Consider the following 15,291-nt stretch of genomic DNA (forward strand, 5'->3'; position numbering starts at 1 on the left):
CGAGGATGGTAAGATGAAGAAAATAAATAATTTAATATTTATCGTAAGTATATTTTTAACTTTGAATTCCGCGTTTTCAACATTTGGCGCGGTGAGATGGTCTGTTGATTTTGAAAATGGGTTTACCGCCTCTGATGGAACTGCTGTTATAAATTTGGGAAATCTCAGTAATCCATTTGATAGTAATCAGCAGGTTTATCTTTTGTACGACAGCAGTAAAGCAAGCAATGTACTGCGAGTTAAAAGAAACTGGCAGGGAAGCAATGCAAGGCTTCACTATCAAGACCTTGCGGCGTCTGTTTTCGGAGAGAGCGGAAAAGTAACTCTCGATTTCAAAATACCAGCAGAATTGGATCCTAATTTTAACAATATTTGTTTTGTTAATCCTTCCGAACTGACAGGTGAATCGGCTACGCTACAGAACCACTGGTGGATTGGTTTAGGGGGAGCTTCTGAAACTCCTAACAAAAATTTGGTAGCGATTCGTTCAGGTTGCTATTGGCCTATAGTTGATGCCGGGAATTATACGAAAACAACATATAATTATATGCAGCAAATACCTGTTTTTGAAAGCGGATGGCATAGTTATGAATTTATATGGTATCGCACAGAAGATAATGATCCTGAACGCGACCGCGCGGATATTATGGTAAAAATTGATGGCGAGGTTGCCTTGGCTATGCACAATGCTTACTGGACTTGGCCGGGCAGTACAAAGGTTGCGATAGGATGTGAATATATGGGTTCACCTCTTGCTCCAACCCGTCAGGCAGGTTACGCAGATAATGCGGAAAATCCGGTATTAATAGATAATGTCAAAGTGTGGGATTATACGCCTTTAATATGTGGTCAACCTGGAGTGATGGAGTATATGGATGCTGACATAAATAACGATTGCTATATAGGTTTAAGTGATATGAAGGTTTTAGCTGAAAATTGGCTGAAATGTACCGATCCTGAAAACACAGAATGTGACGAATATTGGCGTTAATTTGAAAGGAAAGGAGGTATCTAAACGAAAGATATATTTTAGTACTTAGTTTTTACAGGTGTGTTGCCTGTAGAGAAGATTTTTTAATTGGAGGAATAGAGAAATGAAGATGAAAAAATTGTTAGGTTTAGTTATTTTAATGGCAGCGGTACCAGCAATGGCGAGTGGCACTTGGTCCCTAGATTTTGAGAATGGGTTTACAGCTTCCAGCGGCACCGCATTTGTCAATTATGGTGATTTGGCAAATCCAGGTAATACTGCACAGGAAGTTCATGTAGAAGCAGACCCTGTTAGGACAAATAATACGGCTTTGGATATAGACATGATAAATACAACAACGCCGAGATCGTTGTTGGCTTATACAGGTACAGATTTTATCCCGACATATCAGAGCGGCACACTTGATGTAGAATATTATCAATACCTTGATGCATACAACAGAAGTGCTATGTTATTTACAATGACAGATGGTACGCCCAGCGTTGCCGGTGACGAGTATATAGGATTCAGCATTGTCAAGACCACGGCCGGTGGTTGGGGACTTGCGACGCTTGCTTACGACAACCTTAATGGCACAATGGTATTGACAAATACAACATACGCTGCGCCGGCTTCGCTTTTTACCGCTGGCGGCTGGCATTCAATAAGCTTTACCTGGGAATCTATAGGCTATAGTGAAACGTTAGGAAGAAATGCAGCGGTAATAAACGCCTGGATTGACGAGATACAGGTAGCTGAGAATGTTACAGTAGGTTGGGCACAATTTGATACCAGTATGCTTACGGTCGGCTGCCGATGGCTTGGCTCTGGGACCAATGGTGCCAGTCAGCTTGACGGTAATGAGCGTGGAGATTTGATGGATAATTTAGTGGTAACTCCGGAACCCGCAACAGCTTTATTGCTGTTAATTGGTTCTACTGTTTTATTCAGGAAGAAAAAATAATTTCTCTTTGGTTGCAAAACTGAAGTCTTATATAAACCATGAAGGTTATCAAAGGCGTCAGCGGCGCTGACGCCTTTATTTTATCGATTTTTGAATCACGGAGATAGTGTATTATGCACTGGATTGATTGGACTATAGTTGCTGCCTTTTTATTTTTTCTTGTTTTAGTGGCATTACATACCAGCAAGTACACCAAAAGCGTAGCAGATTTTTTATCTGCCAATCGCTGTGCACGAAGATATCTTTTAGCAGTGGCTGGTGGTATGTCTTCGATAGCTGCAACCAGTGTTATGGGTTATTTTGAAATGTACTACAACAGCGGTTTCAGTGCTGCTTGGTGGCAATTAATGCCTTTGCCTATCGGCCTTTGTATAGCACTGTCAGGATGGGTTATCTACAGATTTCGTCAGACTCGCGCAATGACACTTGCTCAGTTTTTTGAAATGCGTTACAGCAGGCGTTTCAGGATTTTCGCAGGTATTCTTTGCTTTGTTTCGGGGATTCTTAATTATGGAATATTTCCTGCAGTTACGGCAAGATTCTTTATTTATTTCTGCTCTTTGCCGCAGCAATTTGAGTTTTTCGGGATTACAATCAGTACGTTTGCGGTGGTTATGTTTACGCTGCTTTTTATAGCTCTGTTTTTTACTTTTACAGGCGGTCAAATTGCGGTAATGGTTACAGATTTTATACAAGGCTGTTTTTTTAATATCGTTTTTATAATTATTACGTTGTTCCTTTTATTTTCTTTCAAATGGCCTTTAATAACAGAATCTTTGTTTGCCGCTCCGGCAGGAGCAGCTCTTGTAAATCCTTTTCGCAGCGGCAAGCTTACAGAATTTAATTTTTGGTTTTTTGCGATTCTGGTTTTTTCTAATTTCTACAATTATATGGCATGGCAGGGGTCACAGGGCTATAACAGCGCCGCTCTGAGTCCTCACGAGGCAAGAATGGGCAAGATACTTTCAAGCTGGCGTGTAATAACGATATGGTTTACGTTTTTGCTTGTTCCGGTTTGTGTTCACGTTTTAATGCAAAATCCAAATTTTTCAAATATTTCTTTACGAGTAAACGAAATTATAAATAGTGTTGATAATTCGGCCATAAAAGGACAATTGGTTGTACCGGTAAGTATGTCGTGTTTTTTACCTACGGGTTTACTTGGGCTGATGTGTGCTGCGATGTTGGCGGCGTGTATCACCAACGATGATACCTACCTGCATTCATGGGGCTGTATATTTATACAGGATGTCGTGATGCCGTTTCATAATAAGCCTATTACGCCGAAGACTCATATGAAACTTCTAAGGATTTCAATTATTGGTGTAGCGGTATTCGCGTTTATTTTCAGCCTTGTATTTCCACTCAAAGAGTATATTTTTATGTGGTTCGCAATTACCGGAGCAGTTTATTTGGGTGGGGCGGGAGCTGCGATTATAGGGGGACTGTATTGGAAAAAAGGTACTGCCGCTGGCGCATGGTCTGCTTTGATTACCGGCCTGGTACTATCACTGTCTGGCATTATAATAAGACAGGTTTATCCAAATTTCTTTCTCAACGGTCAAAAAATTTATTTCCTTACTATGGTCGTTTCTGCTTTTGTATACATAGCCGTTTCATTGTTAAACCGGAAAGAAGATTTCAATATGGATAAAATGCTGTATCGCGGCGATTATGCTCTGGATTCGGATACAAAAGCAAATCAAAACACAATTGCGAATAAAAAGTTTTCATTCAAAGAGATAGTGATTAAAAGACTCGGAGTTAATGATGAGTTTACAAAATTAGACAAAGTAATTTATTTTGCGAGTATGATATGGAGTTTAGGCTGGTTTTTAGTTTTTCTAATCGGCACAATTTATAATCTTGTACATAAAGGTGTTCCAGATAAATCATGGATAAATTTTTGGAAAGTTTATGTTGGCATTCTGGTTACAGCCGTTCTGGTATTTACAGTTTGGTATACTATAGGTGGGATAAGGGATATAAAAGAATTGTTCAAAAGCCTGCGCAATATCAAGAGAAACGATTCTGATGATGGTACGGTCATTCACAATATACCGGACAAGAGAATAAAATCAATGTAATCGTAAAGTAAAATCTAATTTATAGGAGGATAATTATGTTCAGAAATTTTTTAGGTTACGTTTTTATTTTTTTAATATTTATAACTTTATGCAACGCTGGGCAGGATGATTCGTTAAATAAGTTATGCGAACAGGATATATCTTATATTGAAATTTCACCTACGCCTGTTCCTCCCAAAATTGACGCTGTTCTTAACGATGAAGCGTGGGAATATGCTGTCGGTATAACAGGTTTTTCAATCTTAGGTGAAAAGACTTATCAGGCGGATAACCAGACACAGATATTGATAACTTATGATGATGAAAATTTATATATTTCGTTTAATTCTGTTTTAGCGGGTGCAAAACCAAGAGCAACGATTAAAGAAAGAGATTCAACTGTCTGGAGTGATGATAGTATCGAGATATACCTTATTCCGCCTCATTGTAAACCAGGGCAATTTTATCAATTTGTAGGAAATAGTATAGGAACAATTTTTGACCAGTTCAAAGGTAATGGTGACGAAAAGTGGAATGGCAACTGGAAATTCTCGAATTATATATGGGATTTTGAATGGATAGCCGAAATCTCTATACCTCTTGCAGACCTCGGTGTTGATAATATTGAAGCAGGATTGTGGCGGGTAAATTTTTGCAGAACTTATTCTCAATATACTAACTGGTCGCATCATGTTGCCAGGTATTCAGTAATGGGGAAATTCCCCTACATGAGATTTGTTTCTGGAGGGGTTATAAATAAAATAAACGCTCTTGAAGGTCTTACTTACGGCGATATGAAAATAAGGGGGAGTTTGTTTAATCCTTCAAATAATGAAAAACAGATTGATATAAAAGTTAGTACTGAATCTGAAATGAGTTCAACAAAAATACTAAAAGAAAGTATTCAATTGACGCCCGGTCAGAAAAAAGATTATGTTATAGAAGATATGCTTAAAGATTTGTCTCTTAATCTTCAGACTGTCGAAGTTTTTGATAATGATAAATTAATATACAAAAATATATCTCCTTTTAAATTGCAAAAATTTCAGAGTTTTAATGTTGTTTCTACTCCCGACAGCAATGAGGTAATATTTGCGATAGATTTGTCACGGATCGAAACTGAACAAAATAATTTAAATATTAATTTAAATGTATCTGATAGTCAGGGGGTTGTTAAAGAGAGTTTTTCCCTCAATGGGTTAAGTAAAAATACCAAACATGTGATTCATAGAAAGTTTAGTAATTTACCTTTAGGTGAGTATACGGTAGCCGCTGAATATATTGAACCGAATACCGGTAAAAAACTGGAGATTGTAAAGCAATCGTACGATAAGATTAAGACAGCAGAATGGTACATGACAGGCAAGAACTTAGGCAAAGAAAAGAAAGTGATTCCGCCATTTACTCCTATGTCATTAAAGGACAATAATATAATTCTTTGGGGCAGGGAGTATCATCTTGGACAGAAAAATGATTTCTTGTTGAAAAATATTGTTACTAAGAAGGAAGAAATACTTAAAAGTGCCCCTCAATTTAAAGCCACTATCGATGGTGTACAGTTTGTGGCCGAATTAGAGGACCGTCAAGTCAATAGTACTACGCCTTATGAAATTAAATGGAGAGATAAATACAGACTTGGCAGCAGCTATGTAATATGTGATTGTACTTCTGAATTTGACGGTATGGTTAAAATTGAACTTGAATTATATCCGGACAAAGCCATTAATGTTGAAAATCTAAAGTTAGAACTGCCGATGAAAAAGCAATTCAGCCAATTATATCATTATTCGCATGATTATTATGCAGCAGGTCATTCCGGCGAAATAGATGGACAAGGTTTATCAATCGATTTTGCAAATTATATCTGGATGGGCAACGAAGATAAAGGTTTAATGTGGTTTTCGGAAGGACCATTGAACTGGAATTATATTGAAAAGCCTATCATTCTCTCAAATGATAATTTCAGTATAAACTTTATCAATATAAGTACTAAAGTTGAAAAGCCGATTAAAATAGTTTTTGGTTTAATAGCAACGCCTGTAAGGCCTTTGCCAAGAGATTGTCGTGCATATAATCAAATCTATGAAATGTTTCGTGCATCTTGTGCTACTGCTCAGGAGCCTTTGGGTAATTTTCCTATTAAATTAAACATGATAGTTGGCGAGAGTGGACGTGCCAATGACGGCAAATTTATATTCGACCCTGATAATGGCAGCTATACCACTCCTTTCAAAAAAAATACCCAATTCATTAAAAATCTTGTTGATAGTCCCGGATTCAGGGATCGAAGAAACGTATTTTTATTATACTTCAGCGGGGCTAATCCTATAACTACTGATTTCGATAAATACGAAAGTATCTGGCAAAGAGAACCAAAATGTGTTTGGGATTTTAAGAGAGGCAAAAATCCTGAAAATCATAAAATTATTTGCACGTGCTGTAATGGTACATGGTCAGATTTTTTAATGGCTGGTATAAAACACCTGGTTGAAAAAACAGGTCTTGATGGCATTTATTTTGATGGAATGGGCGGACCTCCTGCCTGTACTAATGAGTTGCATGGCTGCCAGACCAGGGAAGATTTCAAAGGAAGAAAAATTGCCATGTCACCTATTTTTGCCGCAAGAGAATTCCATAAGCGCCTTGCCACTATGCTTTATGAAATGAATGGTGATAGAGCATTTATCTTGAGCCATACTTCAGGGTGTATTGCGTTGCCGATACTTTCCTTTGACAATGCCTATCTTGATGGCGAATCTCCGGGCAGAAGATGTGCGTATGGAGGTCCTACTTGTCCGGAGTTGACTACTTATGGTTATTGGCGAGCTCATACGCTCGGAGTTGCCGGAGGCCTTATCCCTGTTTTTATAGTTTACACAGATCTTGCGCATGCCCCGAGAAGACCGGAAGTCCTCAGGGGATATTATACTATGATGATGGCTCATGGCGTGCCGATGTATACCGCAGGAGCCGTTTGGACTGACGCATATTCAACACAGCTCACAAAATCGCTTTTTAGAGCTTTAACATGGGTGGGAGTCGATAGCGCAGATTTTCTCGGATACTGGAAAAATTCTGAATATATAAAGCTTGAACCGCAAAATCCAAATCTTGTTGCCAGCTTTTATAAAAATGGTGATAAATTAATGTTCATAGTTTCAAATCGCGGCAAGGAAAAGATAGAAGTTGCTGTGCATTTTGCCCGGCAGAAATTCGGTGATTTATCTGGAAGAATTGTCTATTCAGTTTCCGATGATTATACCTCTTTGGTAAATAACGATAACGAGGTTAATGTAACGATAAAGCCTGAGGATTTCATTGCTTTTGTTATACTTGACACAGACACCAAAGACGAACTTATTAAACACCCCAGCGAATATTACAATCCACAAGGTAACTCGATTATACTTCAAGATAAGCCCGTTACAATCGATAGTGAAAAAACTATTATTAAAAAATTTTATGTTCAGCTATGTCAGACAAAAATGTATCTTTCGGCAGAAGCAAGAACAAAGATTCGTGATGCAAAGGACTCTAATCTTGCTCCGCCGCCTGAAAAAGGTTTCGAATGGGGAATATTTTATAAAGTAAATGGGAAATTGCTGACCTCACCTGAATCGGTTGTCAATATTGAGGATTGTTTAGATTTGATAGTACCCAGCGGTGAAGCTTGGCCGGCAATAATTTCTGTTGGTGCATGGATGTCGCCGTATTCTCCTGATTTCAATACCATTCCAGAAAATATTCCTGTGGAATTAAGAAAAGACCCTTATAAGATGGTTTTTGATATAAGTAGTTTTATAAAACCTGGAGCGGAAAACACAATAGAGATTTCTGGTTACGGGGCGACTCGTCCGAGAGAAATTCGTAATGTAAAAATTTTATTCGAATATAAGCAAAAACCTCTTGCAAAAGATACAAGTATACGCGACATCCCTGTCGTGAAAAATCCCATCGTTACAAGGCAGGACTTTAATCAAACCTTTACGGCAAAACTTACTGAAAATGGCGGAATCATTGTCAATGTAAATAAAGATGAATATAAGATTGATTCGAAATTTTCTTATCCGCAGGGAGATTTTAATAGATTGTCTACTGATTCAGCCGACCTTGGCGAATGGAAGGTGGATATAGCCGCCGATGGACAATCACTTATTGCGAAAGGGGCAACATATAACCTTAATCGTAAATTAATCAATTATCCTGATAGAGTCGAAGTTCTGGATACATTATCGAACCTCACCAATAAAATTATAGGAATTCGATTGGGGCATAGCATTATTGAAAGTGCCGATAATCTGCAAAAAACTTATATGACGGGTCTGAGGTTGCCGGATAAGGTTGGTCAAAGCAGAGAAATGGATTTTATGACTTCCTGGAATCCAACGATTTATATTTCAAAAAAGAATACAGGCATTGGTTTGCTTGTTCGAGATAAAGTTTTTCGGACGCATCTAAGTATTAGAATGAAGGATAAGGATTTTGGTATTCATGATAAATATTTTGGGCTTGGAGTAAAAGATTCCTACACATTGAAGTGGGCAATATATCCAACACAGCAGCCCGATTATTATGGTTTTATCAATACTGCCAGAAGAACTGTGGGGGTCAATTATCTCATAGATGGTAGTGTTATTATGGCCAGCAGCCTCTACGCAGGTAATATGAACAATATCACTGATGAAGAAATAATTAATCTTATTAAATGCAATGGAACAAAATATGTTGTTCTTAACACAACACTAAGGCTCGATGAAAAGGGAAATAGAATTGATAATGCTGATAAATATGGGGCATGTTCTTTCGGTCCTGCTTTTTTCGCAGATTATAATTACTGGACAAGGTATTATCTTGAAAAAGTGGCTATCCCACGTTTTAAAAAGGTTGTACCTGGCGTCAAATGTCTTCCCTATATTTGGCCATGGTCTGATTCTCAGCCAAATGCTATGCAACTTTATCCCGATGACCAGGCTATAACGTCGGAGGGAGCTAATGCATATCTTGTTAAACCGCAAAAGAATATAAGTTCAGGTGTTGCGGGCTTTATTCCGACTATGAATAACAAATTTGGTGCTGAGTTACAGAAACAATTTGATTATAACCTAATTAATGCGGATGGGATTTATCTCGATGGTTCATCGCTTTACCAAAGAGCATTTCTGTCTTACAACGATAATCAGTGGGATGGACATTCATGTATAATAGATTTGGGTACAGGAGGATGGGATGAAAAAGATGCTACATATAAATTCAGGAGAAAAGTAACTTCTCCAACACTTGCCTCTCTTGAATATCGATGTTATCAGATAAAGTTGGCTAAAGAAAAAGGTACACAGGTTTGGTGTAATTTTTGTCCCTCTACGGAAGAATTTACTCAAACACAGGCATATCATTTTACTGAGCCCAGGAATTTAAATAATGTCTGTTGGGCTCATTTATCAACGCCTTGTGGTCTTATTTGTGAATATTGGGGACAAAAACCGGAAGATTCGGGTAAGGCTGCCTATTATGCACTGTCTTATGGTGGGTTGCCGATTATACATGGTGTCAGGGCCAGATATACAGATTGCAAAAATGGCAATATCTTTCAGGATATCTATCCTATAAAACCGTTAGAGCTGCATCCAGGATATGTAATCGGAGAAAACAAAATAATAACTACTGTTTCAGGTGAATATGGTTTTCGTGATAAAGGCGAAAAATGTACAATGACAATTCGTTTTTATGATTGTGGCGGCTATATGAAAACGCCGAAATCTGATTTTTCATTTAGAAAAGATACAAATCTTGGCTGGTTGGTAAAGGCAAATATCGATCAGAGCAAAAAAGAGATGGCTATAATATTCAGGTAAATAGCTCTTTAGTCAACATCTGTTTTTGACAGGAAGGATTTTCTGTTCTTTATGCGCAGGGCAGATTTTTTTATGACATGATGACCACGTATAAAGTTGATATGTCGCAAATATTTATTCATCCGACACTGCCTACAGGAACGGCATTTACTTTTTAAGGGAGAAATTGTGGCAACAAAAAAAGAGACATATGGGATTCTTAAGACTGCAAGATTAAATCTGGAGCAGACGGCAAAAAGGCTGAATCTTGAAGATGGAATGCTGAACAGGCTTCTTGAGCCTAAGGAAAAAATAGAGCTGACATTGAATCCTACCCTAAGCGGTAACAAATATATACAAGTCAAGGCGTTTATTGTCAGGCACAGAGATGCTCTTGGACCTGCAAAGGGCGGTATCAGGATGGCACGCAGCGTTACAATGGACGATGTGCAGGGATTGTCAATGGAGATGACATGGAAGACATCTCTAATCGGAGTTCCGTTCGGCGGAGGCAAATCCGGTATATGCTTTGACCCCTCTAACGTTACAGCAGAAGATAAGGAAACAATTATCCGTTCATTCACAAGAGGTGCGATGAGACATATAGGCCCGGAGGTATATGTGCCTGCGCCTGATATGGGAACCAACGAAAAAGATATGGGGCATATAAGGGATTGTCTGGCTTATTCAGCCGGTAAATCCATAACCAGCGGCTGTTATGTAACAGGCAAGCCGGTAATACTTGGCGGTATCCTTGGCAGAAAAGAAGCGACCGGCAGAGGCGTCGCGTACACAACAGTGGCTGCATGTGAGAAACTTGGATTTGATATAAAGAAAATGCGTATAGCGGTTCAGGGGTTCGGCAATGTCGGGTCTATAGCGGCATTGATACTTTCGGAATTTGGAGTAAAAATTGTTGCTGTATCCGATGTAACCGGCGGTCTTTACGACGAACAGGGCATAGACATAAAACATTTGTTTGAATATGTTAAGAAAAACGGTCAGATTTACGGTTATCCTTCAGCCAAAGAATGCACAAATGAGGATGTTCTTACCTGTGATTGCGATATTCTTGTTCCGGCAGCGACTCAATCGGTGATAACCTCTGATATAGCTGAAAAAGTCAAGGCAAAGATTATAGCCGAAGGGGCAAATTCGCCGACGGTTCCTGATGCGGATGAGGTGTTAGATAAAAAGAAAGTGTTTATAATACCGGATATTTTGTGTAATTCCGGCGGTGTTTTTGTGTCGTATCTTGAATATACGCAGGAAACGCAGCGTGAGCAGATGACTCTCGAAGCGGTTAACGGCAGACTTAACGATAGAATTGTCAGCAAGTTTAATGAGGTGTATAATTATTCGAAGCAAAATGGTTTGACAATGCGTCAGGCTGCGATGGATATTGCCGTAAGCAGAGTGGTTGAAGCGACCTGTGCAATGGGAGTATTACCATAAGTTGATATAGTCGAATAAAATGGAGCAAAACATATAAAAAAGTTAGGTGGTATAATGAAGAAAATTGGTATAGGCTTTGTGGGTGCCGGATGGATGGGTTCTGTTCAAATGCAAAGAATTTGCGAAAGAGATGACGCAGAGATCGTCGCTTTGTTGGAAGTTAATAAAGAACGCGGTAAAGAGGTTTTGAATAAATTGGGTCTGTCAGAAGATTTGCTCGTTGATGATTATGAAGAAATCATAAACAATTCTGAAATTGGCGCCGTCTGGCTTGTTAGCCCCAACAGTTTTCATGGTCCACAATCCATCAAAGCAATGGAAGCAGGCAAACATGTTTTCTGTGAAAAACCTTGTGCCATCAAATTTAGCGATTTTTGTCGCCAGATTGAGACCGAAAGGACGAACCCAGGCTTGATCACCTTTGTTGATTATCTTATGAATTTTGACACAATGGAAGAGCAGCTTCGCAAAATGGTCGCATCTGGGCAGTTTGGACAAATCACCCAAATACAGGTTAATTACCGCCACCCAGTCAATATTGCCGGTGACAAGATATGGAAATTAAACAGAGAAATTATGGGCGATTCGATTGGCATGGGAATTATTCACTCGATATCGGCCATGATTAATGCCATGACATCTCAGGCCAAACCTGTTGCTATTTATGCAACAAGTATGCCTGCTAAGGTGCGAGGCTTTGAGGTCGATCCGATTTGGAACATCATGGTACATTTCAACAATGGCGCTACAGGTTTTTGTTTTGGTAACATAGATAATGGTAACGGCTACGATGCTTTTCATAATCTTTATGGTACTGAAGGTGCTTTTGTCTTTGATTCGCAGCAGGACCGGCCACAGAAGGTTCGTTACTGGTCACAAAAGACAACACAAGGTAAGTGGGTGTTTCCGCTTAATCTTCAACAGTGCAGAACAGCAGGACTTGAGCAGTGTGCATGGCCCGAAAACACTACTACACCCGACAGCGGTAATGTTGTTGAACACCAGACAGGCAAATGTGTAGAACATTTTATTAGATGTATTAAAGATAATACTAAATCCCCACTCAGTTTCATTAATTCACAAATTATAGCCGAAACCGGCTGGGCAGCACAGATGAGCGCTGGATTAAACAAGAAAATCACACTGCCGCTTGATTGGGCCGAAGCTAAAAAGTTTTTCAAAGAATAACCTATGAGAATTATCAAAGTTAATTGCAATTTTGAAAGAGAACCATTAAAAGCTCCCTTTGGCTTCAAAGGTGGCTATTTATCTGAATTGTGGCAAACAACGGTATATATGCAGTCCGAATCCGGCAAAGAGGCCGTTGGTTACGGTACTCAAAGTACGCTATGGTCCGATGCCAGTGTTTTTGTATCGAACAGTGAATCATCTGGCAATAATATGATGTTTTTAATGACATCTTATGCTCTTGAAAGAGCCAAAGAAATAAATTGGTATACACCTTTTGAATTGCTTGATAAAGTGTTACCTGATGTTTATAGCTATGGCAAAAGGGTAACGAATAATTCCCGTCTTAGACTTACATTTGCTCTTAATGCTCTTGTAGCAGTTGATAATGCAGCATGGATACTTTATTGCAGAGAAAATAATATTGCCGGTTTTGATGAAATGATACCTGTCGATATAAAACCAGCTCTTAATTGCAGGCATAACAAATTGGCTAATGTTCCTTTAATGAGCTACAATGTGCCATTGTATAAAATTGTCGAAGCAGTAAAGCAGGGATATTTCTTTTTGAAGATTAAGATAGGTTCAGACCCGGACAAAGATGGCGATCTTGATAAAATGCTCCAATGGGACAAAAACAGGTTAAAAGAAATTCATGAAGCAGTAAAAAATATAGAAACACCGTACACAAACAATGGCCATGTTCCATATTATTTTGATGCTAATGGCAGGTATGACAGCAAAGACAGATTAATGCGATTTCTTGATTATGCAAAAGAAATAGGAGCACTTGACAGTATAATTCTTATGGAAGAACCATTTCCAGAAGAGTTCCAGGAAGATGTCTCTGATGTTCCGGCGAGGTTGGCAGCAGATGAAAGCGCTCATTCAGATAAAGACGCCTTGGCGAGAATACAACAGGGTTACACGGCAATAGCCTTGAAACCGATTGCCAAGACGATGAGCATGAGTTTGCGAATTGCAAAACTCGCTTATGAAAAAGGCATTCCATGTTTTTGCGCAGATTTGACTGTAAATCCGATTTTGGTGGATTGGAATAAGAACGTTGCAGCTAGACTGCCTGTGTTGCCAGGCATGAAAATCGGAGTATTAGAATCAAATGGTCGTCAGAATTACAAAAACTGGGAGCAGATGAAAAACAGACATCCAATGACGGGAGCTTCCTGGATAGAACCAAAAGAAGGAATATTTCTTTTGGCCCCAGACTTTTACTCTCAAAGCGGTGGTATCTTTAAAGTTATCATACGATAAGATAAAGATATAAACAATAACATTTTGATTGCCATGGATATTACCGCTATTTGATGCTGTCAGATGAGCTATACAAAATATGATGGAAGTAAAAGTGGGAAATAGCCATTTATGAAATTAACAAATGTTATATATTGTGCCTAAACTGGAATATTTACTTATTATAAAAATTTTGATTTTGCGCAAAATCAGCAAATACTTGTTAGGATGATACTTAAATGCACAGTAAAGAGATTGTAAGTCGTGCTATAGAATTTAAGGTACCCCCACGATTGCCATTTTGGCTTGGATCCAGATTCGAAGAGATCCAGAAAGCCATAGTTGGAATCCCGAATGACATTTGTGAATGTTATGAGATGGACCGACAAAAGGCTGGCTGGTATTTTGATAATGCGGCAGAAGATGACTGGGGCTGTAAGTGGGCTAGTACGGACAAATTAAATATGGGACAAGTTGTTTACCACCCACTCGAAAATTGGTCTAAACTCAAAACCTATACCCCGCCAAATCCCAGAGATAATTTCTATTTTCAGCGACTTGCATCAATTATTGACCAGGCACAGAATCGTTACGTAGTTGTAACAAGCCATTTCAATCTGATCGAACGATTGTGTATGCTTCATGGTTTTCAAAGCTCATTCGAAGATTTCTACCTTGAGCCGGAAAAATGCCACAAGCTTTTGGACATTATACTAAATTTTAAATGTGAGCTTTTCGGTGAACTTTACAAGCAATTTGGGGATAGAATTGATGGGTTATTTCTAACCGATGATTGGGGCACTCAGGGAAACACGTATGTTGCGCCTCAGATATTCGAAGAGTTTTTCCATAGACGATATAAAATATTATTTGATACCGTACATAGCTTTGGATGGCATGTTTTTTTACATAGCTGCGGCAGAATAAACAATTTTGTACCTTTTTTTATTGAGACCGGAGTAGATGTTTTAAATATGCAACAGCCTCAAACATGCGGAATCAAAGAGATTGGAGAAAAATTTGCCGGCAAAATATGTTTTCTTGCCACAGCCGACATACAAAATACTTTACCAGGAAAAAACTTTGAATCTATCCGGAACGAAGTAGATGAACTTGTTGTCAATTGGGCTAAACCTGAGGGTGGTTTTATTGTTTTTAATTATGGCTCTGAAGAATCAATTGGAACAAACTTCGAAAGTACTAAAATAATGTTCGAACGTTTTTGGCGGCATTAGTTAAAGCAACAGATGTCATTGAGAAGCTGAAATTGATGAGACTTGGCAAGGCATCAGAAATCGTTCAGGAAGGTATAGCTGAGCGCGCGGTCCAAAAATATGTAGCTCATTAAAATTATGCGGTTATTGTACACCCAAATTTTAATCTGAAGCGCAACATATAGGTTTGCTCCAGAAGACCTCTGTCGGGGTCCGATAGTTTAAACATTTCCGTGGTCGATTATTCAATAAGCCTTCCGCTTTGTCAACATCTGAATCGCTAATCACCCGAAAATCCATACCCTTGGGAAAGAATTGTCGCAACAGGCCGTTGGTATTCTCATTAGTGCCA

General features: G+C 38.8%; 9 protein-coding genes. 8 read left to right on the plus strand and 1 reads right to left on the minus strand.

Going from position 1 to position 15,291, the window contains the following annotated elements; all coding sequences use genetic code 11:
* Nucleotides 1–13 precede the first annotated feature (13 nt).
* The 8 genes from LLF92_03480 (at nt 14) to LLF92_03515 (ending at nt 14,960) form a co-directional block, all read left to right on the plus strand.
* Nucleotides 14–991 (plus strand): hypothetical protein, encoded by a 978-nt coding sequence (locus tag LLF92_03480; GenBank protein ID MCE5340172.1) that lies wholly within the window; start codon nt 14–16, stop codon nt 989–991.
* Nucleotides 992–1,130: 139 nt separating this feature from the next.
* On the plus strand, nt 1,131–1,934 hold the full coding sequence (locus LLF92_03485) for a PEP-CTERM sorting domain-containing protein (protein ID MCE5340173.1): 804 nt from the start codon (nt 1,131–1,133) through the stop codon (nt 1,932–1,934).
* Between the two features lie 113 nt (nt 1,935–2,047).
* On the plus strand, nt 2,048–4,021 hold the full coding sequence (locus LLF92_03490; GenBank protein ID MCE5340174.1) for a hypothetical protein: 1,974 nt from the start codon (nt 2,048–2,050) through the stop codon (nt 4,019–4,021).
* 35 nt (nt 4,022–4,056) lie between these two features.
* The gene (locus LLF92_03495) at nt 4,057–9,852 is read left to right on the plus strand and encodes a DUF6067 family protein (GenBank protein ID MCE5340175.1); all 5,796 of its coding nucleotides are present in this window, start codon (nt 4,057–4,059) and stop codon (nt 9,850–9,852) included.
* Between the two features lie 168 nt (nt 9,853–10,020).
* The gene (locus LLF92_03500; protein ID MCE5340176.1) at nt 10,021–11,286 is read left to right on the plus strand and encodes a Glu/Leu/Phe/Val dehydrogenase; all 1,266 of its coding nucleotides are present in this window, start codon (nt 10,021–10,023) and stop codon (nt 11,284–11,286) included.
* Nucleotides 11,287–11,340: 54 nt separating this feature from the next.
* A complete protein-coding gene (locus LLF92_03505) occupies nt 11,341–12,474 on the plus strand; it encodes a Gfo/Idh/MocA family oxidoreductase (GenBank protein MCE5340177.1) in 1,134 nt (377 codons plus the stop codon).
* Nucleotides 12,475–12,477: 3 nt separating this feature from the next.
* Nucleotides 12,478–13,746, plus strand: a complete 1,269-nt coding sequence (locus tag LLF92_03510) for a hypothetical protein (GenBank protein ID MCE5340178.1) — start codon at nt 12,478–12,480, stop codon at nt 13,744–13,746.
* A 218-nt stretch (nt 13,747–13,964) separates the two neighbouring features.
* Nucleotides 13,965–14,960: a hypothetical protein gene (locus tag LLF92_03515; protein MCE5340179.1), complete on the plus strand. Its 996-nt coding sequence runs from the start codon at nt 13,965–13,967 to the stop codon at nt 14,958–14,960.
* A gap of 141 nt (nt 14,961–15,101) precedes the next feature.
* Here the strand turns inward: LLF92_03515 and LLF92_03520 are convergent.
* Nucleotides 15,102–15,291, minus strand: a 190-nt coding sequence (locus tag LLF92_03520) for an IS30 family transposase (GenBank protein MCE5340180.1), incomplete at its 5' end; no start/stop codon positions are given.

The organism is Planctomycetaceae bacterium, assembly GCA_021371795.1.
Taxonomy (GTDB): Bacteria; Planctomycetota; Phycisphaerae; order Sedimentisphaerales; family UBA12454; genus UBA12454.

Coding starts and splice junctions, on each gene's coding strand:
- LLF92_03480 (MCE5340172.1), top strand. CDS start 14: ATGAAGAAAATAAATAATTTAATATTTATCGTAAGTATATTTTTAACT.
- LLF92_03485 (MCE5340173.1), top strand. CDS start 1,131: ATGGCAGCGGTACCAGCAATGGCGAGTGGCACTTGGTCCCTAGATTTT.
- LLF92_03490 (MCE5340174.1), top strand. CDS start 2,048: ATGCACTGGATTGATTGGACTATAGTTGCTGCCTTTTTATTTTTTCTT.
- LLF92_03495 (MCE5340175.1), top strand. CDS start 4,057: ATGTTCAGAAATTTTTTAGGTTACGTTTTTATTTTTTTAATATTTATA.
- LLF92_03505 (MCE5340177.1), top strand. CDS start 11,341: ATGAAGAAAATTGGTATAGGCTTTGTGGGTGCCGGATGGATGGGTTCT.
- LLF92_03510 (MCE5340178.1), top strand. CDS start 12,478: ATGAGAATTATCAAAGTTAATTGCAATTTTGAAAGAGAACCATTAAAA.
- LLF92_03515 (MCE5340179.1), top strand. CDS start 13,965: ATGCACAGTAAAGAGATTGTAAGTCGTGCTATAGAATTTAAGGTACCC.